Below are 25,501 nucleotides of genomic sequence, written 5' to 3'. Positions count from 1 at the left end.
GTGGTTCACAGCGCGTTCCTGTCAGGAATCGGCGGGCCGCCCGGTTCAAGGGGCGACCCGCTGAAGAGCCGATGGGCAGGAGCACGGACATGTCGAACACGCCGAACACGCCGAACACCCCCGCCGCGCCGGACGCGCGGCACCGTGTCGTCGTCCTCGGGGCCGGATACGCCGGAGCGATCGCCGCCGGGCGGCTGGCCGCACGGCTGCACCGCGACGACGTCGCCATCACCCTCGTCAACGCCGAACCCGACTTCGTCGAACGCGTCCGGATGCACCAGCTCGCGACCGGCCAGGAGCTGCGGTCCCGGCCCTTCGCCGAGATGTTCGCGGGCACCGGCGTCGAGCTGCGGATCGCCCGCGTCACCGCCGTGGACGTGGACCGCAGGACGGTCACCCTCGACAGCACGACCGGTGAGACGACAGGCGAGACGACAGGCGTGACGGCCGGGACGACGGCAGGCGTGACGGCCGGTGGTGTTCCCGGCGGCTCGGCGGAGCTGTCGTACGACACCCTCGTGTACGCCCTCGGCAGCGGCGGGCACGACCACGGTGTCCCCGGCGCCGCCGACCACGCCCACCAGGTCGCGAGCCGCCCCGGCGCGCTGCGGCTGCGCGAGCGCCTGGCCGGCCTGGACGCCGGGCAGCCGGTGCTGGTGGTCGGCGGCGGCCTGACCGGTCTGGAGGCCGCGTCCGAGATCGCCGAGGCCCGCCCGGACCTCGACGTGGCGCTCGCCGCCCGCGGCGGCCTCGGCGACTGGCTCTCCCCCAAGGGCCGGGCGCATCTGCGCAAGGTCCTCACCGGGCTCGGCGTCACCGTGCACGAGCACACCGACGTCACCGCCGTCGAGGACGACCGCGTCACCACCGCCGACGGCACCGCCGTCCCGGCCGCGGTCACCGTGTGGACCACCGGCTTCGCCGCCCACCCCCTCGCCCGGACCACCGCCCTGGAGGTCTCCGGCAGCGGCCGGATCGTGGTCGACGGCACCATGCGCTCGGTCTCGCACCCGGACGTGTACGCCGTCGGCGACGCGGCACAGGCGACCGGCCCCGGCGACAGGCCGCTGCGGATGTCCTGCGCCACCGGCACCCCCATGGCGTGGCAGGCCGCCGACGCCATCGCGGCCCGTCTGACCGGCGGGAAGCTGCCGAGGACACCGCTGCGCTACTTCAACCAGTGCATCTCGCTGGGCCGCAGGGATGGCCTGATCCAGTACGTCACCGCCGACGACCGCGCGGTCCGGGCGGCCCTGACCGGACGGCTCGCCGCCGTCTACAAGGAAGTGATCTGCAAGGGCGCGGCCTGGGCGGTCGCCAACCCGCTGCTCGCAATCCCCACCCGGCGCCGCCGCGTCGTACGGAAGGAGCAGGTCCGCACGAGGGAGACGGTCGGCTGAAGCCCCCCGCCCCCGGGCCCTGGCCCTGGCCGCCACCGGCCGGGGCCCGCACCACGACGACGGTCCGGGCCTGCACACCCCGTCAGACATGCCGCCCGGCCCGGCCCGGCATGCCGCCCGGGCCGGCATGCTGCCCGGGCCGGGCGGCGTACTGTCCACGGCGCCGACGGCCCATTGCTGGTCGCCGGCGCCGCCTCCGTCACCACGCTCACCCACGGCTGCGCGCCCCTCGCCGCCCTGCCGGCCCTCGGCCCTCGGCCCGCTCATCGCCGCCGTACGCCGGGCCACCGCCGGAAGGTGAGCCGGGACCGGACTAGCCCTTCTTGGGCTCGGCCTGCTGCACGACCTCGAAGGACCACAGGGTCGAACCCGACGCGGCGGGCCTCGGCTTCTCGCCGCGCTCCTCACCACCACCGCCCTGGTGCGCCGCCTTCATCGGCCCCTCCATCCACGCCTGGAACGACTCCTCGTCCCGCCACCGCGTGTACACCAGGTACTGCTCGGTGCCCTCGACCGGCCGCAGCAGCTCGAACCACTCGAACCCGTCGGAACCCTCCACGGCGTGCGCCCGCGAGGCGAACCGCTTCTCCAGCGTCTCGCGCTGCTCCGCCGGCACGGTCAGTACGTTGATTTTTACTACGCTAGGCACATGACACCTCTCGTCAAACGGGGCCCGACTGGACCCCTGATCTGGACCATGTGCGCGCAGTGTCCTACATCCGACAGTCAAGGAAGCGTGAGGACGACTCCGCGTCGTCCCCCGAAGCACAGCGGACCAAGTGCGAGGCGCTGATCACGGCCAAAGGCTGGGACAACGCGGGCCACTTCGCCGACGTCGGTAAATCCGGCTGGGACCCCAAGGTCGTCCGGCCGGAGTTCGAGGAGATGATGTCCGCCGTTCGCGCCGGGCACGTAGACGCAGTGGTCGTGTTCTCGCTGTCCCGCCTCACTCGACAGGGTGCTCTTGAGGCGATGCTGATCAATGAGGAGTTGGCCAAACACCGCGTGCTGCTCGTCAGCGTCGAAGAGCCCTACCTGGACACGTCCACCCCCATGGGCGTGGCGGTCTTCGGCCTTATCGCAGCTCTGGCCCAGCAAGAGTCCGACATGAAGTCGGCGTACGTCACGGCGACGAAAGAGACGCTGAGGGCAGCGGGAAGCCACGTGTCCGGCATGGCCCCGTACGGCTTCCAGTCGACGCGTGAGCCGCGCGGGGAACTGGTGGTGGTCAGGTTGGTCCCCGATCCCGCTGAGGCCCCCTACGTGCGCGACATGGTGTCCTGGGCACTGGGCGGCATGACCGCATCGGCCATGGCTCGCAAGCTGAACACTGAGCGCGTACCGACCAAAGCAGCGGACATGACGGCGCGTGTGACCGCCCGCCGGGCCCGAGGCGTAAGCCAGCCGCTGGAGCGTACGACGTGGGTGTCGTCCACCGTGCTCCGCATCCTCCGTGACCCGCGTCTTGCCGGCTACGCCGCCGAACGCCAGGGGACCAAGCGCGTCATCCTGCGCGACGACTCAGGGGCCCCGCTGGCTGCGCACGAGCCGATCATTCCGCCGGAGGACTGGTGGCGCCTTCAAGACGTACTCGACGGCCGTGCGCCCCAGGTGGTCCGTCAGGGTGGGCGCTCCGTGCCGTCTCTGCTGGGTGGCGCCGGGACGCTCTTCTGTGGCGTCTGCGGGTCGTCCATGGTGACCGACCGGAGGGAGGGCAAGCAGCTCTATCGGTGCAACCGGGCCCAGTCCGGCGCCGTACCGGGGCACGGTGGTCTGGCCATCAACACGGACGCCGCTGACGACGTGGTGGCCCGTACCGTGTGGTCCCGCCTGACAGCGCTGGACCCAGAGGACCCCGAAGATCTCGAATGGCTCGCCGAGGCCGCACGCCGGTTTGCAGCGCAAGCGGACACGGGCGAGCGACAGGCCGAACCAGCAGCATCTCGCGCCGAGTTGGAGCACGTACGGGAAGCGCTCCGCACGCTGTATGTCGACCGGCAGGCAGGCTTGTACGCGGGTGCCGTGGGTGACCAGATGTTCCGTGAGTCCGTGGAGCGGTTGACAGAGCACGAGGCGCGAACGGCCAGACGCGTGGAAGAACTGGGGACCGCCGAGGCTGGCACGGTGGCGATCCCCTCGGAGTGGACGGACCCGGAGGGTGACCCGCTGGGGCCGGAGTCGACGTGGGGCAGTTGGGACCTGGAGGACCGGCGTAGCTTCTTGGCGTTCTTCGTCGACCGCATCACCATCGCCAAGTCCATCGGCCGTGGCCGGAACGCCAACACGGAGAATCGGGTGACTGTGCACTGGGCAGAGGCGCCAAGCAGTTAGGCGCCTGAGCGCCGTTCGCGGCCCGTTGCTGGAATCCCCCTCCGGCGGCGGGCCGTGAGCGTTCCTGCGGGCATTGCGGCCCTGTGGATGGTGTCGGCCGATGACGAATGACGAATGACGATGGTCGAAGTGCGCTGGGGGCCGCTGGGCAACGACCTCAAGGGCAGCAGCCGGGGCTCGATCCGGATGAGCCACCGTTACTACGTCGACGGGCTGCGGGCGGTGGCGGGCGGCCGGCACACCACCGCCCGCGACGTACCGGGGAAAGGAACTCGGTCGGGACCTGGTGGTGCCGGACGAGCCGCTGCCCCGCTGGGGACAGGAATTCGGCGAGCAGAAGGACGGCTGGTCCGACCTGGGCGAGTGCACGACGTGACCAGGCAGCCCGGGCAGCCCGCGAACCACGGGAAGCGCACCGCACCCGCCCCGCACCCGCCCCGCATCCACCCTCGCACCCGCACCCACGCCCACACCCACACCCACACCCACACCCACCGGCGCACAGGCTCACAGGCTCACAGGCTCACAGGCGAACCAGGGAATCCACCGAACACCTGTACAACCCTTGCCCCGTCACGGGGGTCTCCTGAGCGCCGGACATCATCATCGACTCCGGGCGCCCGCCCCAGGCCACCGCCGGGCACGGGCGTTCCCCGCATGCCGCAGGAGACAACCCGCATGCACGCATACCCGCGACTCGCCCTCGCGACGGCCACCGCGGCCGCGCTGACGGGCGGTCTGCTCACGTTCTCGGCCGTCACGGCGTCGGCCGCGGACTCCTCGAAGGTCGCGCGCGCCGACTTCAACGGCGACGGCATCGGCGACATCGCCACCTCGGCCTGCACCGCCTACGTCAACGGCCACAAGAACGCCGGCCAGGTCGTCGTCCTCTACGGCTCGGCGACCGGCGTCACCTCCGCCCACCGCACCACCCTCAGCCAGAACAGCGCCGGCGTCCCCGGCACCGCCGAGGCCGGCGACAGCTTCGGCGAGGACCTGGCGTACGCCGACTTCAACGCCGACGGTTACGACGACCTCGTCGTCAGCTCGCCGGAGGAGAAGGTCGGCACCGACACCGACGGCGGCACGGTCACCCTGCTGTGGGGCTCCGCCGACGGCCTCACCGGCAAGGGCGTCGACATCAAGGACCCCTCGCCCGGCGGCCACGACTACTGGGGGCTCGACCTCGCCGCCGGCGACTTCGACGGCGACGGCACGGCCGACCTGGCCGTCGGCAGCTCCGCCGCCACCCTGTGGGTGTTCAAGGGCGGCTTCGCGAGCGACGGCACCCCCGGCGGCCGGTACACCGTCAAGCCGCCGATCCAGGCGGGCACCTCCTCCTACCCGTACGGCCCGATGAACCTCACCGCCGGTGACGTCAACGGCGACGGCCGTACCGACCTGGTCGTCGACGGGTACGAGACGAAGACCAGCGACCACTGGAACACCAACTACTGGCTGCCCGGCACCTCCAACGGCCTGACCGCCACCGGCGTCAAGACGCTCAAGAGCGGCATCATCACCGGCATCGGCGACATCAACGGCGACGGCTTCGGCGACATCGTCAGCGGCGCCGCCTGGGACCACAGCAGCGGCTCGACCGTCTTCCCGGACTCCGCCACGGGCGGCAGGGTCGCCATCACCTACGGCAGCGCGTCCGGCCCGGCCAAGGCCACCATGTTCAACCAGAACTCCTCGAACGTCCCCGGCACCTCCGAGAAGGGCGACAGCTTCGGCTGGGAGATCGACCTCGGTGACGTCAACGGCGACGGATACGAGGACCTGGTCGTCTCCACGCCCTACGAGGACATCGGCTCCAAGGCCAACACCGGTCAGGTCACCGTCCTGTACGGCGCGAAGACCGGGATCGACCTCGCCTCCGGCGCCCAGGCCTTCGCCCAGAGCACCGCGGGCGTCCCCGGCGACGACGAGAAGAACGACCTCTTCGGCGCCGACGTGAAGCTCGACGACGTCACCGGCGACGGCAGGGCGGACCTGGTCGTCGGCTCGTACGAGAACGGCGGCGACGGCGCGGTGACCTACCTGCCGTCCAACGGCTCGAAGATCGTCACGACCGGTTCGCGGACCCTGTCCGTGAGCAAGGTGGGCGTGTCGACGACCGGAACCCCGCAGTTCGGCGCGGTCTTCGCCGACTGACGGAAACCCTTCGGCACCCCTGCGGCACCCCTTCCGGAGCAGGCCCGCACCCCCTCCGGAGCGGGCCCGAGCCCTCCCCGGGCTGCCTCTGGGGCCGCCCCAGGGGCAGCCCTTAGGGGATGTCACAGCTCTGCGGCAAAGGCGGGCTCGGGCGGCCGAGCCCGCCCGTCGATCTCCCGGACCAGGTACGTTCGAGGACGTGGCTGGATTCAGGATCGGACGCGGCGGCCGGGACGACCGGGCCCCGCAAGCGCGACCGCAACAACCCGCGTACGGGCAGCAGGCGCCGCCCCAGAACTACGGGGGGCAGCAGGGGCCGTCGTACGGATACCCGTCGGCCCCGCAGCCGTACCCGCAGAACGGCGGTGGGAACGGCTGGCCGCAGGGGCGTGGGGGCCACCCGGGGCAGCCCGGGCACTCCGGGCAGCCCGGCGGCGACGGTCCGGAGTACTTCGGCGACGCCAACGGCTACGGCGGCGCGCCCGACCCGTACGCGGCGAACCAGCCGGGCCACACCCAGGCCTTCTCCGTCGACGAGGCCGACGGCTACACGCGGGGCTCGACCTACCACGCCGGCTCGGCCGCCGCGCCGTCCGGCCCGATCGGTCCGGCCCTGCACTGGAAGGACCTGCTGAGGGGCATCGTCCTGTCCCCCAACCAGACCTTCCTGGTGATGCGGGACTACACGATGTGGGCCCCGGCGCTCATCGTCACCTTCCTCTACGGTCTGCTCGCGGTCTTCGGCTTCGACACCGCCCGCGAGGACGCGATCAACGCCACGCTCTCCAACGCGATCCCGATCGTGCTGGTGACGGCGGTGGTGATGGTGCTCGCCGCGTTCGTCCTGGGCGTGGTGACCCACACCCTGGCGCGCCAGCTCGGCGGCGACGGCGCCTGGCAGCCGACGGTGGGCCTGTCGATGCTGATCATGTCGGTCACCGACGCCCCGCGCCTCCTGGTCGCCATGTTCTTCGGCGGCGACGTCGGCTTCGTCCAGCTCCTGGGCTGGGCCACCTGGATCGCCGCGGGCACCCTGATGACCCTCATGGTCGCCAAGTCCCACGACCTGCCCTGGCCGAAGGCGCTGGGCGCGTCGGCGCTCCAGCTGATCGCCCTGCTGTCGATCGTGAAGCTGGGAACGTTCTAGGACCCGCGCCGGTCGCACCGACACGACGAAGGGCCCCCGGTCGCGGTACGACCGGGGGCCCTCCCCGTACCTCAGGCGTCCAGAACCTGCCCGTCCCGCTTCACGACGGGAGGCGACACGGACCACGGGAAGTTGATCCACTGGTCGGTGCGCTTCCAGACGTACTCGCACTTCACCAGGGAGTGGGACTTCTCATAGATCACCGCGGTGCGGACCTCGGCGACGGTGTCGAGGCAGAAGTCGCGGACGAGCTTCAGCGTCTTGCCGGTGTCGGCGACGTCGTCCGTGATGAGGACCTTCTTGTCGCTGAAGTCGATGGCGTTGGGGACGGGCGCGAGCATGACGGGCATGTCGAGGGTCGTCCCGACGCCCGTGTAGAACTCGACGTTGACCAGGTGGATGTTCTTGCAGTCGAGGGCGTAGGCGAGCCCGCCCGCGACGAAGACACCGCCGCGGGCGATGGAGAGCACTATGTCCGGCTCGTACCCGTCGTCGGCGACCGCCTGCGCGAGCTCGCGCACGGCCACGCCGAACCGCTCGTAGGTCAGGTTCTCCCGTGCGTCGCTGCCGCTGCTCATGCCTGGTCCCTCACACCTGCGTCCGATGGAAATTGAGGTAGGAGCGGGAGGCGGTGGGTCCGCGCTGGCCCTGGTAGCGGGAGCCGTAGCGCTCGCTGCCGTAGGAGTGCTCGGCCGGCGAGGAGAGCCGGAACATGCACAGCTGGCCGATCTTCATGCCCGGCCAGAGCTTGATGGGGAGCGTCGCGAGGTTGGACAGCTCCAGGGTGACGTGGCCGCTGAAGCCGGGGTCGATGAACCCGGCGGTGGAGTGGGTGACCAGGCCGAGCCGCCCGAGGGAGGACTTGCCCTCCAGCCGCGAGGCGAGGTCGTCGGGCAGCGTGATGACCTCGTACGTCGAGGCGAGGACGAACTCACCGGGGTGGAGGATGAAGGGCTCGTCGCCCTCGGGCTCCACGAGACGCGTCAGGTCCGGCTGCTCGACGGAGGGGTCGATGTGCGGGTACCGGTGGTTCTCGAACACCCGGAAGAGGCGGTCCAGCCGCACGTCGATGCTCGACGGCTGCACCATGAATTCGTCGTAGGGATCGATCCGTACCCGCCCGGCATCGATCTCGGCCCGGATGTCCTTGTCTGAGAGAAGCACGCACCGAGGATACGCAAGGCGCGCGGACCCACGAAAACCGTGACGAGTCCACGCGCCGCCGTGAGTGCTGTTACTACTCCCTACCGCTTCTCTAGAGCGACCGGTACGGCGCTGCGCAACCGGGCGCACTTAGGACACCGGACGAGCCGGCCGGGGCCGAGCCGTTCGGCCTGCTGCATCGGGAACGAAGCGGTGCTGAACACGTGCCCTTCGGCACAGCGGACGACGGTGCGTTCCATCAAGTCCCTTGAGTCCCTTCCCCAGGAGCCGCGTCGGGCTTACTGCCGTGACGACGGAAAGCCACATTACGGGATCAAAGGGACGGCTCTCCAGGCGGCACTCCGTCCCACCCGGACCCTCTCCCACGCCTCCACCGTACGCCCCAACTCCAGCCCGCCGCAGCCGGATCACACCCCCGAAACACAGGCGAACCCCACGGTCCCAGCACCGGGGGTCCGCCATGAGGTACAGTGAGCGAGCGTTCGGACACCGACTCGGTCGGCGTCTTGCGCGGGTGTAGTTTAATGGTAGAACATCAGCTTCCCAAGCTGAGAGCGCGAGTTCGATTCTCGTCACCCGCTCCATGGAGAAGGCTCAGGTCGAAGACCCGGGCCTTTTTGCTGTTCGTCGTGATCAGTTGTCGTGTGCCGGGGTCGTGCCGGAGCGCTTATCGTGCGGATCGGCGGTGCTGTCTTCTGGCGTGACCGTGGCGAACGGTGATGCGTCCTGTGATTCGGGGGGTCTCCGTCACGGCCCGCCTCGCTGGAAGAACTGGTCTTCCAGCCGGCCCTCCTCGCCGCGGTGCTCGCCGGTGTGCTGACCGCCAGGAAGTGGGAGACCGGCGTGCCGTCTTCGCGCTCAGCCAGTCGGCCACCCCCTCCCGCTGGTTCACCGTCCGCCGGTCGACGACGGCCGCACTCGTGGCGCTGCCCGTCGTGGTCCTGGTGGCGCTGTACCGGATGAGCGCCACCCACGCCTACGACCTCGGCCTGCTCACACACGGCGCCGACCGCCGGTCGCCGTCGCCCACGTCCTGCTGGGCGCCGCGGCCGGCGCGTTCACCGGGACGCTCCTGCGCCGCCGCATGCCGCAGCCCTACCGACCCCGTGTCCCAGCACCGCCCGAGCAGCGCCCCATGCCCCGTCAGCGCGGCCATGACGGCCTCGCCGGCGTGTGGCTTCAGGGGGTGACGATGGCGAAGTCCGGGTCGGGGGCGGTGAGATGGCCGAGCAGTTCGGTCAGTGCGCCGGCGTCGCCGGTGACCGTGACACCGTCGCGTGCGGCCAGGGCGGTGGGCGGGAGGGTACCGAGCAGGACGGCTCGCAGGTCGGTCTCGGTGAGGGCGAACTCGACGTCGGGCTCAGGAGCGGCTGGGCCGGTGCCCTTGACGTGGGTGAGGACGCCGTTGCGCAGCCGCATGGTGACCGGGGTGCCGTCCTTGACGTTCCAGCGGACGGTGATGTCCGCGTCCCAGCTGCGCGGCCCGTCCACCCGGATGGCGAGGGCGTCGAAGAGCTGCTCCAGGGTCAGCGCCGCCAGCACGTCCGGCGAGGCGGTGACCGTCGGGGTACCGACCGGCCCGTTGCGCAGTTCGTAGGCGCCCATCAGGTAGAAGTTGCGCCAGGTGCCGTTCTCGCTGCCGTAGCCGAGCTGCTCCAGGGCGTCGGCCTGGAGCTCACGCGCCTCGGCGTGCTCCGGGTCGGCGAACACGACGTGGCCGGCCACCTGCGCCACCCAGCGGAAGTCACCGTCGGCGTACGACCGGCGGGCCCGGCGCAGCACCTCCTGCGCGCCGCCCATGAACTCCACGTACCGCTGCGCCGCCTCGACCGGAGGGTGCTCCCACAGGTGGGCCGGGTTGCCGTCGAACCAGCCCAGGTAACGCTGGTAGACCGCCTTGGTGTTGTGGCTGACCGAGCCGTAGTAGCCGTGGGTGTGCCAGGCGCGCTCCAGCGCCGGGGGCATCCGGATCCGTTCGGCGATCTCCGGCGCGGTCAGTCCCTCGTTGAGCATGCGCAGGGTCTGGTCGTGCAGGTAGGCGTACAGATCGCGTTGCTCGGACAGGAACTCCACCACGCGCTCCCGTCCCCGGACGGGCCAGTGGTGGGAGGCGAAGGCGACGTCCGAGGCGTCGGTGAACAGGTCGATGGCCTCGGTCAGGTAGTGGGCCCACACCCGGGGGTCGCGGACCTGGGCGCCCCGCAGGGTCAGCAGGTTGTGGAGGTTGTGGGTGGCGTTCTCGGCCATGCACAGGGCAGCGTGGTCGGGAAAGTGGATGTTCAGCTCGGCCGGCGCCTCGGTGCCGGGCGTGAGCTGGAAGACCATGCGGATGCCGTCGACGGTCTCCGTCTGCCCGGTGCGGGTGATGTCCCGGGTCGGCGGGATCAGGGTGACCGCGCCGGTGGAGGTGGTCTGTCCCAGGCCCGCGCCGATCTGCCCGCGCTCCCCCTTGGGCAGTGCGGCGCCGTACATGTAGGCGGCACGGCGGCCCATCGCCGTACCGGCGTAGACGTTCTCGCTGACGGCATGGGCCAGGAAGCCCCGCGGGGCGAAGACCGGGACCCCGCCCGCCACGTCCTCGTCGGTGACGACCCCCCGTACGCCGCCGAAGTGGTCGGCGTGGCTGTGCGTGTAGAGCACGGCGGTCACGGGCCGGTCGCCGCGGTGGGCCCGGTACAGGGCGAGCGCGGCGGCCGCGGTCTCGGCACACAGCAGCGGGTCGATGACCAGGACGCCGCGCTCGCCCTCGACGACCGTCATGTTGGACAGGTCGAAACCGCGGACCTGGTAGACACCGGTCGTCACCTCGAACAGCCCGTGCTCGGAGCAGAGCCGGCTCTGCCGCCACAGGCTCGGGTTGGCGGTCGCCGGACACTCCTGGTCGAGGAAGCCGTAGGCGCCCAGGTCCCACACCGCGCGCCCGTCCGCGTCCTCGACGACGTTCTCCTGCGCCGTGCCCATGAAGCCGTGCCGTGCGTCGTCCAGGTCCCGGGTGTCGCCGAACGGAAAACGCCGCAGAACCGCCCTGTTCGCCTCCTCCACACCCGGCTGCGCGGGCTTGGGCTCGGCGTCGGTGCTCTGGGCCATCCGGATCTCCCTCGGTTCTGCCTCGGTTCTGCCTCGGTTCTGCCTCGGTTCTGCCTGACCGGCGCCACGGCGGACGGGGCTACCGCCAGCCTCACCCGACGTCCGCGGGCGAACGAGCGGATGGCGGCCGTACGGGTGAAGGAGGCCGGAGAACCCCGCACGGCCTCCTGCACCGTCCGTACCCACATGGGCACCTTCTTCGACGGGCATGCCGGGTAGCGTGCCGCGCATGACCGCGTCTCCCGAAGAAGTCGGCAGCAGAGAGGACTTGGCGTCCTTCGTCCGTTCCCTGCTGCACAGCCATGCCGAGGAGGGTGACTCATGGGAGAACCCGGATCTCGCCCGGTTCCTGGAGGCCCTGGCCGCCTGGATCGACGACTCGGACGGCTGGTTCAGGAACGCCGGCCGCGAGTTGCCCGTCAACGCCAACTGGAGCTTTTTCGCACAGGCGCTGCAAGCAGCCACCGTGTACGAGTAGTTGGGCTGTGCCGAGCGTCCGACCGCGTGACGGCGCGGACGGACGACGCCGACCGGGCGCGAACGCCTGCGGACCGTCGGCGCAGGTGAGCGGCGTCCCGGCCCAAGGCGGCCCCCACTCGGGCCGTTTCGGGACGAGGACGTCACGGCGGCTCGGTCTCGCCGACGTGTCCGAGCGGCGTAGCGTAGGCCGCCGGGGGCGCAGCGAAGCACACGCGCGTTCGTATCCATGGGGGCACTGTCCGATGCACCGGTACGCCGCGGCTCAACTGTCGTCGCCTGGGACGTATTTCCAGACGGCGGCCTTCTGTCTGATCGTGGCGGTGACGCTCATCGCGGTCGGTCGTCATCAGCGCCGGACAGGGCGCAGCATCGTCAGCCCGGACAGACCCACACGGGTGGCCGATGTCCTGCTCCCCGAAGCGCCGCCCCGCGAGAGCAAGCGGGTGACGGGGCGGATCTACCTCTTCTTCGGTTGGTTCCTGGTCCTGGGCGTGGTCGTCAACCTGATCAACGGCATCAGGGCGGCGCGCGGCTGACGGAGCCGGACCACGCACCACGGCGCTCCCCGGGGTGATCGGATCGTTGCCGTGCCGCGGGCAACCGGGGGCGGTTCTTCCTTGTCCCACAGTCGACCGTTGAGGTCGGAGTGTCGGCCGGTGCGCCCGTGTGCCCGGGCCGGACTCCAGAGGAGAGGACGGGCTCGGAGATGCGGAAGACGAGGAAGACGACGTGGGGCGCGGTGGTGGCCGGTGGGGCCGCGGTCGTGTTCACGGGGGTGTCGGCGGTGCCGGCCGGGGCCGCGGAGGGCGGGGTCTCCTTCAGCCGGGTCGCGGTGAACGGCGGGCAGCCGATCGTGATCGGGGTCAAGGAGGAGGTCGAGGTGCCCGTGACCTTCCGGATGACGACCACGCTCCGTCACGACCAAGGGCCGGAGGTGCTCCCCTACCGGGGGAAGCTCGAAACGGGGGACACGCTGTTCAGCGCGTTCATCACCAGCGACTGCGAGGTCGTGGACAAGGCGAAGGGCGTCTGCGACTTCGACGAATGGCTCTACATCGACCCGCTCCACGTCGACTTCGGGAACGAGGACGCCGGCACCTGGAAGACCCTCGGCCGGCTCTTCCTCGCCGGTGACACCCACGACACCGACGACCTGGGCCTCCCGCTGCACGTCAAGCGGGCCACCCGCGTCACCGTCAACGCCTCGCCCGAGCCGGTCGCGGCGGGGAGGACGATCACCGTGACCGGGAAGGTCACCCGGGCGAACTGGGACACCCACACCTACCAGGGGTACGCGGGCCGCACCGTGAGCCTCCAGTTCAAGGCGGCGGGCGCGTCCTCGTACACGACGGTCAAGAAGGCGACGTCGAGCGGGACGGGGGCGCTCAGGGCCACGGTGAAGGCGACCGTGCCGGGGACGTGGCGGTGGGCGTACCACGGGAACTCCACCTCCGGGGCGAAGTCGTCGACCGGTGACTACGTCGCCGTACGGTAGCCGTCGGTTCATGGGCAGGGAGGGTGCGGACCCGGTGGGGAGCGGTTCTGTGACCGGGGCGGGCGGGCGTCGGGACGGTGGTCCCGTGGTGGTGGAGGCCCTGCGGGTCACCGGGCGTGACCGGCGGCCCGTGTTCGGCTCCGCGGCCGTGGCCTGCGCCCTCGCGCTGCTCGTCGGAGGCGGGATCGTGACGGCCGGGTTCGTCGCGTCGTGGGGGCTCTTCCTGGCGGCCAGGAGGGACGCCGAGTTCTCGATCGAGAACGAGGACTCCTATGTCGCCTACGCCGACCAGTACCGCTACCTCGTCAAGGTCGCGTTCGGCGTGTATCCGCTGCTGCTCCTCGTCGCCGTGGTCCTGTTCGCCTGGCTGCTCACCGCCCAGGCCGTCACCGTCGCGCACGCCCGGGAACGGGCGGCCGCCTCCGGCGCGCTCACCCTCCGTGCGCTGTGGCGCCGCTGCCGTCCGCATCTCGGGGCCGCCCTGCGCGTCCAGTCGCTGACCCTGTGCGTCCTCGTCCCGGGGCTGGCGGGCCTGCTCGTGCCGGCCCTCATCCAGCTGAAGACGGTGCCGGGGGTGGTGTGGCCGACCTACCACGAGCCCGCGACCGTGCAGTTCGTCCTGGTGGGCCGGATCCTGCCCGTCGTGATCTGGGCGCTCGGGTTCGTCCTCCTGGCCCGCTTCTCCCTGGCCACCGCCGTGCGGGTGGCGGACAACTCCTCGGCCACGGCGGCGATGCGCCGGTCCTGGACGCTGACCCGTACGGCACGGCTGCGCGCCACCGGGACCTGTCTGCTGGGCACGGCCGCGGTCGTCGTCGCCTACACGGTGCTGAAGTGGCTCGGGACGTACGTGGCGCACTGGGCGGGGCTGCTCATGCTCGCCACCACCGACGACAACGTGTGGGTCACCGGCGTCCTCGTCATCATCACCCCGGTCGCGGTGGCGCTCGTCCTCCTGCCCCTGGCCCTGGCGCCGACGGGCGTCCTGCTCGCCTGCCTCCGCGACCGGCTCGACGACAGCGACAGCGACAGCGACAGCAACCGCAACCGCAACCGCAACCGCAGCGACGGCAGCGATGCGGGCTGAGCGGGGCGGCAAGGGCGGCAAGGGCGGCAGGATGTACGGCCTCTGGATCTCGGCGACGTTGTTCGTCTGCGGCAGGGCCACCGTGTGGCCGCTGCTGCAAGGGCACCGGACCGCGCGGGGCTTGGCGGTCTTCGGGTTCATGGTGCTCGTGTACCTGCTCGGGTACGCGGGCGGGAGCCGGTCCGCGACAGGTGGCGAGCAGGGGCCGCCCGGGAATCCGGACGGCCCGGTCGAAGACCCGTCGGTGTGAGACCGACGCTCACCGACCGTCTCTCGGCGCCCCCCAGGTAAGAGTCGGGTAAGATCCGGCGACCTGGGCGAGGGCGTGGACCCTCGCAGGGGAGGGAACTTCACGTGGGCAGACACGCCCCGGGACGGGGTGGGCTGACCGCCGCCGTCTCTTCGCTCGCGCTCGCCGTCACGGCCGCGTCCGTCGTCGTCCTGTCGGACGGCGGCGGCTCCGCGGCGGCGGCCGAGGGCGACACCACCGCGATCACGCTGGTCGACCCCAGCTCCGCCACACCGCGCACCGACCGCCCGTACGTCGCCGGCGGCACCGGATTCCTGCACCGGCAGACCGGCCGGACCGGACTGCTGTGGACCGACTACGCGACCGGCAGGACCGTGACCGTGGAGAACGCCGACGGCGTCTACACCCCGGGCACCGGCTGCACGTACATCGGCTCCGGGTGCCGTGACGCCTGGTACGGCTCGGACGGCGACCTGGTCGCGCTGCCGGCGACGGCGAGCGACGCGTACGCCACCCTGTGGGACCCGGCGACGGCCACCTCCCGGAAGGTGAGCTGGAACGGCTCGATCCAGTACGGCCAGGGCTACTACCGGGCCCTCGCGGGCGACACGATCGTCACCACCCAGGCCCTGATCGACGAGGGGGACGACGGCGAGTGGCACGCCCGCAAGGTCACCGGTGACGCGACGAGCCTGGGGAGCTACGACGTCCTCGCGGCGGACTCCGACGGCGTGCTCTGGTCGTCCGGCTCCAGCACGATCGGCTACATCGACGTCGACTCGGCCGTGAACACCTACGCGTTCACCGACGCCCTCTACGCCTCGCACTACGTGATGAGCGGGGACCGCATCGGCTGGTACCAGTCCGGCACCGCCGAGCTGCACCTGAAGTCGCGGACCGACCTCACCGCCGAGGAGCGGGTCGTCACGCTGCCCGACAACCCCGGCGCGCTCGACGGCGACCCGGTGCTGGTCGGCGACTGGCTGCTGCTGCCGCTGTCGTCCAGCGCGCTCGGCTCCCGGCTGCTCGCGGTCGACGTCGACGACCCCTCGGTGCAGCAGACCCTGCTGGAGAGCGCCGGCGAGTACACGCTGGCGGCCGGCGACGGCAGCGCGCTGGTCACCGGCGGCACCGACGCCACCGACTGGTGGGTGCGGCGGGTGAGCCAGGCCGAGGACGGCACACTGAGCCTGACGAAGGTCCAGCAGGCCCCGGCGGTGGAGAACGCCAAGACGGGCATCGCGCTCAGCCGCGGCAGCCTGCGGGTCGCCGAGGACGATCCGCAGGCCGTCGCGGACACCACGTCCGTGCGCACCCTGACCACCGACGGCTCCGCCACGCTGACGGCGTCCGAGGCCACGGCGAGCCGCTCGGCCCCCGCCGCCCTGTGCCCGTACGAGGGCACCACGTGCACGGCGCTGTGGGGGAACCTCGACGCCCGGGACGTCTACCTCGACTCCAACGGCGGCACCGACGAGGGCGAGAGCTCCGGCGACGACCGGCTGGTGGAGGTCGGCGGCCACTCCCTGGACTTCGGCGGCCAGGGCGGCCACATCGTCGACGTCTCCGACGACTACGCCGTCTACGACTCCGGCGGCACCAGCCCGGCGCAGTACGTCGGCGAGTTCGGCCAGGGCCAGCGGCTCAAGCGGTCCGTGCGCGCCGCCGCGCTGAACGGCTCCACGCTGTGGAGCGCCACCACCACCGCCGGCCGGCTCACCTCGTACAGCATCCCGCTGGCGAAGACGCTCGGCACGGTGACCGTCCCCGGCCTGGCCTGCGTGCCGAGCGAACTCCAGGCGGCGGGCCGCTGGGTGTACTGGGCCTGCGGGACGGACTCGGCGGGCGTGTACGACACCAGGGCCGGTACGTCGACGGCGGTCGCCCCCGGCGACGTACTGCTCGGCGACGGCTTCACCGTCCGCCACGACCACGGCGCGGACACCCTGGTCCTCACCGAGGCGGCCACCGGCACCACCCGCACGATCGCCTCCGGCCTCGCCGCGGACGGCCCGGCCACGGACCGCCGTTACCGCTGGACGGTCGACGAGTACACCGGTCTGGTCGCCTGGTTCGACGACTACGAGCGCACCCACGTCACCACCACGGGCATCGCCCCGTCCGCCGTGACCGCCTTCGAGACGTCGGTCGGCGACTACGTGGGCCCGGGGGCGCCCCTCCAGGGCAGCTGGGTGCTGTCCCGCCCGGTCACCTCCTGGTCGCTCACCTTCACCTCGGTGCAGAGCGGCGCGAACGGCAGGGTCACCCGCACCCTCACCGGCGGGGCGACCGCGGCCTGGGTGACGGCGACCTGGAACGGCAAGACGGCGGGCGGGAGTTACTTCCCCAACGGCCAGTACACCTGGACCCTGAAGGCGACCGGCCTCGGTACCGCGACCCCGGTCACCGTGACCGGCGGCGACGGGTTCCTGCAGCGCGGGGCCGCGGTGCGCCGCGACTTCGTCAGCCCCGACGGCCCGGACGGGCGCGGCGACCTGCTCACCCTGAACTCCTCGGGCGGGCTGACCTTCCACAGCGGTACGGGGACGGGGAAGTTCGGCGACAAGTACACGGGCACCGGCTGGCCCACGACCGTCACTGCGGTCCCCTTCGGCGACCTGAGCGGCGACCGCTGCAACGACGTCCTCGTCCGCTACCGCAGCGGCGCGCTCAGGCTGTACAAGCCGGGCTGCGGGAAGGCGGTCAAGCCGTCGACGTCGTACACGACCCTCGCGACCAGCGGCTGGACGCAGTACGACGTGCTCACCTCGCCCGGCGACGTGAGCGGTGACGGCCGACCGGACCTGATCGCGAGGAACGCGTCCACCGGGGCGGTCTACCTCTACAAGGGGACGAGCACCGGCAAGCTCGCCGCCCGGGTCAGGCTGTACGCGAACTGGAAGGGCTACAAGAGGATCGTCGGCACCGGTGACATCACCGGCGACGGCCGGGCCGACCTCCTGGCCCAGGACAGGTCCGGCAACCTCTACCGTTACGGCGGCAAGGGTGACGGCACGTTCACGGCGCGCGTCAAGCTGTTCTCGAACTGGGGCGCTTCGTACAACGCGGTCGTCGGCGTCGGCGACATCACCGACGACGGACGGCCCGACCTGGTCTCCCGTGACACCTCCGGCAGGCTGTGGCGCAACAACGGCGACGGCAAGGGCTCCTTCGGCCCACGGGCACGGATCACCGGCGGGTGGAGCGGCTACAAGTCGCTCTCGTGACGGTGCCTCGGGGGCGCGCAGGGGGCGCTCGGCGCGGTGAGCCGGGGCGGACACCACCGGAACGGCGCCGTTCCGGTGCGCCCGGCCGGGTGGCTCCGGTGGCGGGGAGCGCGTGGCTGAGCGGTTGCGGGGGCCCGCTTGACGACCATCTTTGAGTGACGATCTACGACGGCCCCCGCGCCGCGCTCCGCTCCCGCCGCTCGGCGCTCGCCGCCGGACTCGGCGCCCTGCTCTGTCTCGCCTCCCTGTCGGCCGCACCGTCCGCCGTCGCGCAGCCCGGCACCGGACCCACCGGTGCCGGACCGTCCGCTGCCGGGCGCACCGGTGCCGGGCGGACCGGTGCCGCGACGCGGCCGACGACCGCCGCCGAGGCGCGTACGGCCGCGTACCTGACCGCGGTCCGCAACGACCCCCGGCGGCTGCGCGGCTTCTTCCGGCACCTGCCCAAGGGCGGTGACCTGCACAACCACCTGTCCGGCGCGGTCCGGACCGAGTACCTGATCGAGCTCGCCGCCGAGGACGGGCTGTGCATCGACGCGACGCTGACCGCCGTCGTACCGCCGTGCGGCGCCGGCACCCGGCCCGCCGCCGACGCCCGTACCGACCGCGCCTTCCGCGAGGCGATCGTCCGCGCCTGGTCGATGCAGGACTTCCCGCCGGACCAGAACGGCCACGACCACTTCTTCGACACGTTCAACAAGTTCGGCGAGGTGCCCTGGCGCCACCGCGGCAAGCTGCTCGCCCAGGTCGCCGACACGGACGCGGCGCAGAACCAGTTCTACCTGGAGACCATGGTCACCCCGGCCTCCGACGGCGCCAAGGCGCTGGCCGCCGAGGTCGGCTGGGACCCCGACCTCGCCGCGCTGCACGCCAAGCTCGTGGCCGGCGGCCGGCTCGACAAGGTGGTGGCCGACGCCCGCAAGGAGGCCGACGACGGCGACGCCGAGTTCCGCGCCGCCGCCCGCTGCGGCACCAGCCGGCCCCGCCCGGCCTGTGCGGTGACCGTGCGCTGGATCTCCCAGGCCAACCGCGGCAGTTCACCGGAGCGCGTCTTCACGCAGCTGGCCCTCGGCATGCGGCTGGCCGAGCGCGACCACCGCTTCGTCGCCGTGAACCTCGTACAGCCCGAGGACTGGGACAGCTCGCTGGCCAACTACAGCCTCCAGATGCGCATGGTCGACTATCTGCGCTCGGTCTACCCGAAGGCCCATGTCACCCTGCACGCCGGCGAGTTGACGCCGGGGCTGGTCAAGCCGGAGGACTTGAAGTTCCACATCCGGGAAGCCGTGAACGTCGCCGGCACCGAGCGCGTCGGCCACGGCGTCGACCTCCTCCACGAGGACGACTGGCAGCAGACGGCCCGGACGATGGCCGCCCGCCAGGTCGCCGTCGAGGTCCCGTTCACCAGCAACGCGCAGATCCTCGGGGTGCGCGGCGCCGAACACCCCTTCACCACCTACCGGTCCTACGGCGTGCCCGTCGTCCTGGCCACCGACGACCCCGGTGTCTCCCGGATCGACATCACCCACGAGTACCAGTACGCCGCCCAGACCTACGGCCTGACCTACCCGGAGCTCAAGGACCTGGCCCGGGCCTCCCTCCAGTACGCCTTCCTGCCCGGCCAGAGCCTGTGGCGCGGCAACCCGACCCGGGACGGCTACCGCCCCGCGTCCGTCTGCGCGGGCCAGCTGCCCGGCAGCGGCCGTGCCCCGGGCGCGGAGTGCCGCCGTCTGGTCGCCACCAGCCAGAAGGCCGCGGAGCAGTGGCGCCAGGAGACCGCCTACGCCTCCTTCGAGAAGATCTTCGCGTAACCGCCGGTTCCGCTTCTGCTCCGGGCGGCTTCGGCAGGGTGCCGGGCCGCCCGGAGTGCGTACTTCCCTCCGCGACAGCACATGTGAACCGCCTTTTCCGTCGGCCGAGTTGAGTCGCTGCTGGTCGGGGACGCGATCGTGGCCATGGCGGGCGACACGGCCTTCTCCCGGAGCCCGGACGGACCCAGCTGACCGCCGGGCCGCCCGGCCGGCTCACTGGAGGTGGAGGGTGCTCAGGGCGGTGGTCCAGTCGGTGACGATGGCCCGCTGGGCGGCGGCGAGGGTGATCCGGCCGGCGCAGAGCGCGGTGTGCAGCCGGGTCTCGACCGGGTCCTTCTTGTTGTTCACCCCTTCGCTGTCCTGGTGGCCGGGGTCGGCCGGTTCGACCCACAGGTTCCGGTAGTCGTTGGGGTCGCCGCCGAGCTGGAGGCTCACGAGGTGGTCGTACTCGGCCTCCGACAGCTTGCCGGTGTAGCCGTAGGAGGCCGCGTTGAGCTTCTTCTCCTTGCCGGTGACGTACGCGGAGGGGCGCACGCCCGAGGTGTAACCGCCCTTGCGGCACACCGTCGACCCCAGGTTGGCCTGGGTGACGGCCGGGGAGATCGCGCCGGGCGTGCACTCGGGGTCCGCCAGCGGCTCCCCGTTCTCGTAGCGGTAGTGGCACGAGCCGGGTGCCGGCTGCTGCTGGACGGTGTAGTGCTGCTGCGGACCCGCGCCGGTCGGGATCGTCCGCGTCGGGCCCGTCTCCCCCAGGGCCCCCTCTCTGGGGCTGCCGGTCCCGGAGGGCGACGGGGTGCCGGGCGAGGTGGACTGGCAGGCCGTCAGCAGGAGGCAGACGAGGACGGCGGGCGGTACGAGACGGCGGGCAGAGCAGACGGCGGGCGGTACGAGACGGCGGGCAGAGCGCATGACGACCCCTCACGGACGGGCGACCACTGAGCAGATGCTCCCCCGCAGGAGCGGCGCTCTACCGTCCGGGCCCGTGCCCGCCGGCGGGCACGGTACGGGGCGTCCGCGTGCCGCCCCGTACCGCCGAAGAACGCGAGACCGCTGTCGAGCAAGGTGAATTCGGCCCGCAGAGCGATCGGACCGACAGCCGTGGCCCCGGCCTCCGAGCGCCCCGGCCGGGGCGGCACGGGGGCGGGGGCGGCGCCGGGGGGTCAGGCGGCGACGGTCGTGGCGACCTCGCCGGTGCCGCTGTCCGTCAGCCACTGCGACCAGGAGAGGTTGTAGTCGGCGTAGCCGTTGTCGCCGGCGGCCTTGCCCCGGGGGGAGCCGGTGATGGTGATGGGGTCGCCCTGCTTGATGAAGTCGTAGAACCACTCGGCGTTCGCCAGCGACAGGTGCACGCAGCCGTGCGAGCCCTGGCCGTTGCCGGGGTACGGGTCCCCGGTGGAGTAGTGCACGTAGGTACCGGAGTTGGTGAGGTGGACGTCCCAGGGCAGCGTCAGGTCGTAGAAGTTGGCGTTGCCCTTGTCGCAGGTGATGCCGACGCTGCACGAGGTCATGTGCACCTTGGGCTGCTTGTCGATGACGGCCATCGTGCCGTCCCACGAGGGGAAGGTGCTGCTGCCCGCGTTGATGGGGAGCGTCTTGACCGTCGTGCCGTTGTGCGTGACCTGCATGGTGTGCCCGGTGACGGACACCTTGGCCTCGTTGTCGTCGCCGATGGTGAAGGCGTGGTGGTAACCGTGCACGCCGTAGCGGCCGTTGCCGTTGGCGACACCGGTCAGGTCGGCGTCGACGGTGACCTTGGTGCCGGGCTTCCAGTAGCTCTCCGGGCGGAAGTCGACGCGGGTGCTGCTGAACCAGTGCCACGCGCCGGTGGTCGCCACCGACGTCGTGATCTTCAGGTGCTTCTCGATGCCGGCCCGCGCGGAGGTCGCGACCGGGTTGCTGAACACCACCGACACCGGCATCGCCACGCCGACGGTGGTGCCGTCCTGCGGGGTGATGGTCTCCAGCAGCATCGCCGGTCCGGCCGGCTTGCTCGGCGAGGGACTGGCGGACGCCGTGGACGCGCCGTCGCCCGCGCCCTTGCCGGAGGACGACTTCCCGTCGGCCGCGTTCACGGAGGCACCGCACGCGCTGGTGCCCGCGAGCACCGCACCCGCCACCAGCGCGACGCCCACCGTGGACCTGATCCTGCCCAGGCCGTTCTTCCTGCGCGGACGCCTGCCCATACCGTCGCTCCTAGAGTCGTGCCGCTGAGTCCGTCGCGGGCCTTCGGTGGCGGTGTCCCGCCACGCCCCCCTGCGTGTCATCCATCTGACCAGGCCCCTGAGACGGGCCGGTGATGGGAATGTCTCAGCCTTGTCATGGTCACAGTGCGCAGGGCGCGGGCCGTCCGCGATAGTGGAGGTATGGATTCCGCACCCGGTTCGCGGGTGGTGGTCGTGATGGGCGTGTCCGGGTCCGGCAAGTCCACCGTGGGTGCCGGGCTGGCCCGGCTGCTCGGGGTGCCGTTCCTGGAGGGCGACGACCTCCACCCCGCCTCGAACCGCGCCAGGATGGCGGCCGGGCTTCCGCTGGACGACGCCGACCGGCAGCCCTGGCTGGCGGCGGTGGCGGAGTGGATCCGGGCCGCCGCGTCCGCCGCACACGGCGGTGTCGCCGCGTGTTCCGCGCTCAAGCGCGGCTACCGCGACCGGCTGCGGCGCACCGGGGCGGACGTGTGGTTCGTGTACCTGCACCTCGACCGCGAGGTGGCCGAGGAGCGGGTCGCCCGCCGCGGGGGCCACTTCATGCCGGCGGCGCTGCTCGACTCCCAGTACGCCGCCCTCGACCCGCTGCACCCCGACGAACCGGGCGTCACGGTCGACGTCGACGACGCGGAGAGCCCGCAGGAGGTCCTGGCGGCCGCGGCCCGGGCGCTGGACCGCGCCCGCGCACCGGACCGGTAGCGCGTCCGGCGCGGACCGCCCGTGGGGGTGCCGGACGCCCTTCCCCAGGAGGCCAGGATGGATCTGATCCACTTCCGCATGGTGATGCCGTCCGGGCTGACCGAGACGGCCGTCGGGATGCTCGCCTCGGACGAGCGGGTGCTCAACCTCGTGGTCGTGCGGACGGGGCGGCCGCCGGGGGGTGACGCGGTCGAGTGCGACGTGCTGAAGGGGGCCGCCAACGGCGTCCTCGCCGGTCTGCGCGAACTCGGCGTGGACCGCGCGGGGTCGATCGCCGTCTCCGACGTCGACATGATGTTCTCGCTCCCCGCCACGCTGGCCGAGGCGCGGCAGCCGAGCCCGCTCGTGCACACACCGCTGTGGGCCGCGGTCGAGGCCCACATCCGCGCGGCCGGGACCTACCCGCCGTCCTTCTACCTGTTCCTCGTGATCGCCGGGCTCATCGGCTCGGTCGGCATCATGACGAACTCGCAGATCCTGATCGTGGCGGCCATGGTGGTAGGCCCCGAGTACGACGCGATCACCAGCATCGCCCTGGGCCTGGACCGCCGCGTCCGCCGCCGGGTCCGGGAGGGCCTGCGGGCGCTGACGGCCGGGTTCGCGCTGGCCGTCGTCGTCACGTTCGGCTTCGCCGCACTGGCGCGCGCCGCCGGTCTCCAGTCCACCGCGTTCGAGCTGGGGATACGGCCCGTCTCCCACCTCATCAACACGCCGGACTTCTTCTCGGTCGCCGTCGCCGTGCTGGCCGGCGTCGTCGGGATCGTCTCGCTCACCGAGGCCCGCGGCAGCGCCCTGCTCGGGGTGTTCATCTCCGTGACGACCATTCCGGCCGCCTCCGACATCGCCGTCTCGCTGGCCTTCGCCGACTGGCACGAGGCGACCGGCTCGCTGGTGCAGCTGCTGCTCAACGTGGTGGTGCTGGTGGCCGTCGGGGTCCTCACGCTGCGGTTGCAGCGCCGCCTGTGGCGCCGGGCCGCCCGCCGCGCGGCCCCGGGCCGGGGGCCGGGTCCGGGTCCGGGTCCGACGAGCCGGGGCGGGGGCTCCGGCTTAGGCTGATCGGGGGGATTTCGTTCGGGTGAATGGCACACCGGAAGGGGCGCCCCGATGGACGACTACCCGCTGATCGAGAACCACGGGCTGATCGGCGATCTGCAGACCGCGGCGCTGGTGACCACCGAGGGCGTGGTCGACTGGTTCTGCTCCCCGAGGTTCGACTCACCGAGTGTGTTCGGGGCGCTGCTGGACAAGGACAAGGGCGGCCACTGCACGGTCCGGCCGGCCCACCCGACCCATTCGACCAAGCAGCTGTACCTGCCCGACACCGCGATCCTGGTGACCCGGTTCATGACCGAGGCGGGCGCCGGCGAGGTGATCGACTTCATGCCGGTGACCGGTACGAAGGCCACCGGGCGGCACCGGCTGGTCCGGCTGGTCCGCTGTGTGCGCGGCACCATGACCTTCGACGTGGAGATCGCCCCGCGGTTCGACTACGGGCTGATGAAGCACCAGTTGCACATCACCGCCCACGGAGCGGTCTTCGCCGCCGAGGACGGCACGGAACTCACCGTGCACCCCATCCGGGAGCCGGAGGACGAGCGGCTGGTGGACGTCCTGACGGACCGGGACGCCGATCTCCAGGTGTCGCTGACCCTGGAGGCGGGGCAGCAGCGCGGGCTGATCCTGGAGATGGGCGCCGAGGGCCCGCCCCGGGAGGTCCGGAGCCGCGAGCACGAGCAGCTGTTCGAGGAGACGGCCGCGTTCTGGCGGTCCTGGCTGGCGCAGTCCCGCTACACCGGGCGCTGGCGGGAGGTGGTGGAGCGGTCCGCGATCACGCTGAAGCTCATGACGTACGCTCCCAGCGGCGCGGTGGTGGCCGCCCCGACCGCGGCCCTCCCGGAGCAGCTGGGCGGGGAGCGCAACTGGGACTACCGCTTCACCTGGATCCGGGACGCCTCCTTCTCCGTGTACGCCCTGCTGGGACTGGGGTTCACCGAGGAGGCCAGGGCGTTCATCATGTGGCTCGGCGACCGGGTCAAGGAACGGGCCGGCAACCACGGGGACACGGGCCCGCTGAACATCATGTACAAGGTCGACGGCTCCTCGGAGCTGACCGAGCAGATCCTCGACCACTGGGAGGGCTACGCGGGGTCGGCCCCGGTCCGGATCGGCAACGGCGCCGCCACCCAGCTCCAGCTGGACATCTACGGCGAGGCGCTGGACAGCATCTACTTCGCGCACCGGCACGGCCTCCAGCTCGGGCACTCCGGCTGGACCTCGCTGCGGACGGACCTGGACTGGCTGGCCGACCACTGGGACCAGGCGGAGGAGGGCATCTGGGAGACCCGGGGCGGCCGCAAGGACTTCACGTACGGGCGGGTGATGTCGTGGGTGGCGTTCGACCGGGCGCTGCGCCTCGCCCAGGCGTCGGGGTGGCCGTCGGCGGCCGCCCGCTGGCAGACCGAACGGGACGCCGTCTACGAGCAGGTCATGGCCAAGGGGTGGAACGACAAGCGGCGCGCCTTCGTCCAGCACTACGGCAGCGAGGTCCTGGACTCCTCGCTGCTGCGGATGGCGACAGTCGGTTTCATCACGCCCGGTGACCCGATGTGGTCGGCGACCCTGGACGCCATGGAGGAGGAACTGGTCAGCGACAGCCTGGTCTACCGCTACAACCCGGACGCCTCGCCCGACGGCCTGCGCGGTTCCGAGGGCACCTTCTCGCTGTGCACGTTCATGTACGTCGACGCCCTGGCCCGCGCGGGACGGACGGACCGGGCGAGGCTGGTGTTCGAGAAGATGATGGGGTACGCCAACCATCTGGGCCTGTACTCCGAGGAGATCGACCCGACGGGCCGTCAACTCGGGAACTTCCCGCAGGCGTTCACCCATCTCGCGCTGATCGACTCGGCCATCGTCCTCAACGACGCCCTGGAGAAGCGCTGAAGCGCCGAGCGCCGAGGGT

The 25,501-nt window shown here is 71.7% G+C and carries 21 protein-coding genes and 1 tRNA gene; 16 read left to right on the top strand and 6 right to left on the bottom strand.

Annotation, left to right across the window (positions count from 1 at the left end; all coding sequences use genetic code 11):
- The first annotated feature begins 89 nt into the window (after nt 1–89).
- A complete protein-coding gene (locus ACZ619_RS09165) occupies nt 90–1,400 on the top strand; it encodes an NAD(P)/FAD-dependent oxidoreductase (RefSeq protein ID WP_469596136.1) in 1,311 nt (436 codons plus the stop codon).
- A 313-nt stretch (nt 1,401–1,713) separates the two neighbouring features.
- On the opposite strand, the gene ACZ619_RS09160 is transcribed toward ACZ619_RS09165, so the two are convergent.
- On the bottom strand, nt 1,714–2,049 hold the full coding sequence (locus ACZ619_RS09160) for an antibiotic biosynthesis monooxygenase family protein (protein WP_469596134.1): 336 nt from the start codon (nt 2,047–2,049) through the stop codon (nt 1,714–1,716).
- Nucleotides 2,050–2,108: 59 nt separating this feature from the next.
- Here ACZ619_RS09160 and ACZ619_RS09155 point away from each other — a divergent pair, with 59 nt between their 5' ends.
- The 3 genes from ACZ619_RS09155 to ACZ619_RS09145 all read left to right on the top strand — a co-directional run bounded on the left by ACZ619_RS09155 (nt 2,109) and on the right by ACZ619_RS09145 (nt 7,035).
- Nucleotides 2,109–3,731, top strand: coding sequence for a recombinase family protein (locus ACZ619_RS09155; protein WP_469596132.1), 1,623 nt, complete (start codon nt 2,109–2,111; stop codon nt 3,729–3,731).
- A gap of 678 nt (nt 3,732–4,409) precedes the next feature.
- Nucleotides 4,410–5,888, top strand: a complete 1,479-nt coding sequence (locus ACZ619_RS09150; RefSeq protein ID WP_469596129.1) for an FG-GAP and VCBS repeat-containing protein — start codon at nt 4,410–4,412, stop codon at nt 5,886–5,888.
- A gap of 199 nt (nt 5,889–6,087) precedes the next feature.
- Complete coding sequence (locus ACZ619_RS09145) at nt 6,088–7,035, top strand: Yip1 family protein (protein WP_469596127.1); 948 nt, start codon at nt 6,088–6,090, stop codon at nt 7,033–7,035.
- Between the two features lie 71 nt (nt 7,036–7,106).
- Here the strand turns inward: ACZ619_RS09145 and ACZ619_RS09140 are convergent, their stop codons facing one another.
- Nucleotides 7,107–7,613, bottom strand: coding sequence for a phosphoribosyltransferase (locus tag ACZ619_RS09140; RefSeq protein WP_469596125.1), 507 nt, complete (start codon nt 7,611–7,613; stop codon nt 7,107–7,109).
- A 10-nt stretch (nt 7,614–7,623) separates the two neighbouring features.
- On the bottom strand, nt 7,624–8,199 hold the full coding sequence (dcd, locus tag ACZ619_RS09135; RefSeq protein ID WP_406438306.1) for a dCTP deaminase: 576 nt from the start codon (nt 8,197–8,199) through the stop codon (nt 7,624–7,626).
- A 510-nt stretch (nt 8,200–8,709) separates the two neighbouring features.
- On the opposite strand from dcd, the gene ACZ619_RS09130 reads away from it, so the two are divergent.
- A tRNA-Gly gene (locus ACZ619_RS09130) sits at nt 8,710–8,783 on the top strand.
- Nucleotides 8,784–9,029: 246 nt separating this feature from the next.
- Complete coding sequence (locus ACZ619_RS09125) at nt 9,030–9,389, top strand: hypothetical protein (protein WP_469596123.1); 360 nt, start codon at nt 9,030–9,032, stop codon at nt 9,387–9,389.
- Here ACZ619_RS09125 and ACZ619_RS09120 read toward each other — a convergent pair.
- Nucleotides 9,379–11,286, bottom strand: a complete 1,908-nt coding sequence (locus ACZ619_RS09120) for an alkyl/aryl-sulfatase (RefSeq protein WP_469596120.1) — start codon at nt 11,284–11,286, stop codon at nt 9,379–9,381. The genes ACZ619_RS09125 and ACZ619_RS09120 overlap by 11 nt on opposite strands.
- Before the next feature lie 229 nt (nt 11,287–11,515).
- Here ACZ619_RS09120 and ACZ619_RS09115 point away from each other — a divergent pair, with 229 nt between their 5' ends.
- The 7 genes from ACZ619_RS09115 (at nt 11,516) to ACZ619_RS09085 (ending at nt 19,636) form a co-directional block, all read left to right on the top strand.
- On the top strand, nt 11,516–11,764 hold the full coding sequence (locus tag ACZ619_RS09115; RefSeq protein ID WP_469596118.1) for a DUF7660 family protein: 249 nt from the start codon (nt 11,516–11,518) through the stop codon (nt 11,762–11,764).
- Between the two features lie 397 nt (nt 11,765–12,161).
- On the top strand, nt 12,162–12,302 hold the full coding sequence (locus ACZ619_RS09110) for a hypothetical protein (protein WP_469596116.1): 141 nt from the start codon (nt 12,162–12,164) through the stop codon (nt 12,300–12,302).
- 170 nt (nt 12,303–12,472) lie between these two features.
- A complete protein-coding gene (locus tag ACZ619_RS09105; RefSeq protein ID WP_469596114.1) occupies nt 12,473–13,261 on the top strand; it encodes a hypothetical protein in 789 nt (262 codons plus the stop codon).
- 85 nt (nt 13,262–13,346) lie between these two features.
- A complete protein-coding gene (locus tag ACZ619_RS09100) occupies nt 13,347–14,348 on the top strand; it encodes a hypothetical protein (RefSeq protein WP_469596112.1) in 1,002 nt (333 codons plus the stop codon).
- Nucleotides 14,338–14,598 carry a hypothetical protein gene (locus ACZ619_RS09095; protein ID WP_469596109.1) on the top strand — a complete coding sequence of 87 codons (261 nt, stop codon included), beginning with the start codon at nt 14,338–14,340 and terminating at the stop codon, nt 14,596–14,598. Before ACZ619_RS09100 ends, ACZ619_RS09095 begins: the two co-directional genes overlap by 11 nt.
- Before the next feature lie 104 nt (nt 14,599–14,702).
- Nucleotides 14,703–17,825 (top strand): FG-GAP-like repeat-containing protein, encoded by a 3,123-nt coding sequence (locus tag ACZ619_RS09090; protein WP_469596106.1) that lies wholly within the window; start codon nt 14,703–14,705, stop codon nt 17,823–17,825.
- A gap of 155 nt (nt 17,826–17,980) precedes the next feature.
- The gene (locus ACZ619_RS09085; RefSeq protein ID WP_469596103.1) at nt 17,981–19,636 is read left to right on the top strand and encodes an adenosine deaminase family protein; all 1,656 of its coding nucleotides are present in this window, start codon (nt 17,981–17,983) and stop codon (nt 19,634–19,636) included.
- Nucleotides 19,637–19,849: 213 nt separating this feature from the next.
- Here ACZ619_RS09085 and ACZ619_RS09080 read toward each other — a convergent pair whose 3' ends face one another.
- Both ACZ619_RS09080 and ACZ619_RS09075 read right to left on the bottom strand, forming a co-directional pair.
- Nucleotides 19,850–20,545: a hypothetical protein gene (locus ACZ619_RS09080; RefSeq protein ID WP_469596100.1), complete on the bottom strand. Its 696-nt coding sequence runs from the start codon at nt 20,543–20,545 to the stop codon at nt 19,850–19,852.
- 251 nt (nt 20,546–20,796) lie between these two features.
- Nucleotides 20,797–21,819, bottom strand: a complete 1,023-nt coding sequence (locus ACZ619_RS09075; protein WP_469596099.1) for a L,D-transpeptidase — start codon at nt 21,817–21,819, stop codon at nt 20,797–20,799.
- Nucleotides 21,820–21,999: 180 nt separating this feature from the next.
- On the opposite strand from ACZ619_RS09075, the gene ACZ619_RS09070 reads away from it, so the two are divergent.
- The 3 genes from ACZ619_RS09070 to ACZ619_RS09060 are packed head-to-tail and all read left to right on the top strand — an operon-like array spanning nt 22,000 to nt 25,482.
- Nucleotides 22,000–22,539, top strand: a complete 540-nt coding sequence (locus ACZ619_RS09070) for a gluconokinase (RefSeq protein WP_469596097.1) — start codon at nt 22,000–22,002, stop codon at nt 22,537–22,539.
- Nucleotides 22,540–22,596: 57 nt separating this feature from the next.
- Nucleotides 22,597–23,595: a DUF389 domain-containing protein gene (locus ACZ619_RS09065; RefSeq protein ID WP_469596095.1), complete on the top strand. Its 999-nt coding sequence runs from the start codon at nt 22,597–22,599 to the stop codon at nt 23,593–23,595.
- Between the two features lie 48 nt (nt 23,596–23,643).
- A complete protein-coding gene (locus ACZ619_RS09060) occupies nt 23,644–25,482 on the top strand; it encodes a glycoside hydrolase family 15 protein (RefSeq protein ID WP_469596093.1) in 1,839 nt (612 codons plus the stop codon).
- The last annotated feature ends 19 nt before the right edge of the window (nt 25,483–25,501 follow it).

It is taken from the genome of Streptomyces sp. NPDC104367, assembly GCF_055583825.1.
The sequence above is the reverse complement of the archived record's forward strand: the minus strand, read 5'-3'. Positions and strand labels throughout refer to the sequence as shown.

Coding starts and splice junctions, on each gene's coding strand:
- ACZ619_RS09165 (WP_469596136.1), top strand. CDS start 90: ATGTCGAACACGCCGAACACGCCGAACACCCCCGCCGCGCCGGACGCG.
- ACZ619_RS09150 (WP_469596129.1), top strand. CDS start 4,410: ATGCACGCATACCCGCGACTCGCCCTCGCGACGGCCACCGCGGCCGCG.
- ACZ619_RS09140 (WP_469596125.1), bottom strand. CDS start 7,613: ATGAGCAGCGGCAGCGACGCACGGGAGAACCTGACCTACGAGCGGTTC.
- ACZ619_RS09120 (WP_469596120.1), bottom strand. CDS start 11,286: ATGGCCCAGAGCACCGACGCCGAGCCCAAGCCCGCGCAGCCGGGTGTG.
- ACZ619_RS09115 (WP_469596118.1), top strand. CDS start 11,516: ATGACCGCGTCTCCCGAAGAAGTCGGCAGCAGAGAGGACTTGGCGTCC.
- ACZ619_RS09105 (WP_469596114.1), top strand. CDS start 12,473: ATGCGGAAGACGAGGAAGACGACGTGGGGCGCGGTGGTGGCCGGTGGG.
- ACZ619_RS09095 (WP_469596109.1), top strand. CDS start 14,338: ATGCGGGCTGAGCGGGGCGGCAAGGGCGGCAAGGGCGGCAGGATGTAC.
- ACZ619_RS09080 (WP_469596100.1), bottom strand. CDS start 20,545: ATGCGCTCTGCCCGCCGTCTCGTACCGCCCGCCGTCTGCTCTGCCCGC.
- ACZ619_RS09075 (WP_469596099.1), bottom strand. CDS start 21,819: ATGGGCAGGCGTCCGCGCAGGAAGAACGGCCTGGGCAGGATCAGGTCC.
- ACZ619_RS09070 (WP_469596097.1), top strand. CDS start 22,000: ATGGATTCCGCACCCGGTTCGCGGGTGGTGGTCGTGATGGGCGTGTCC.
- ACZ619_RS09065 (WP_469596095.1), top strand. CDS start 22,597: ATGGATCTGATCCACTTCCGCATGGTGATGCCGTCCGGGCTGACCGAG.
- ACZ619_RS09060 (WP_469596093.1), top strand. CDS start 23,644: ATGGACGACTACCCGCTGATCGAGAACCACGGGCTGATCGGCGATCTG.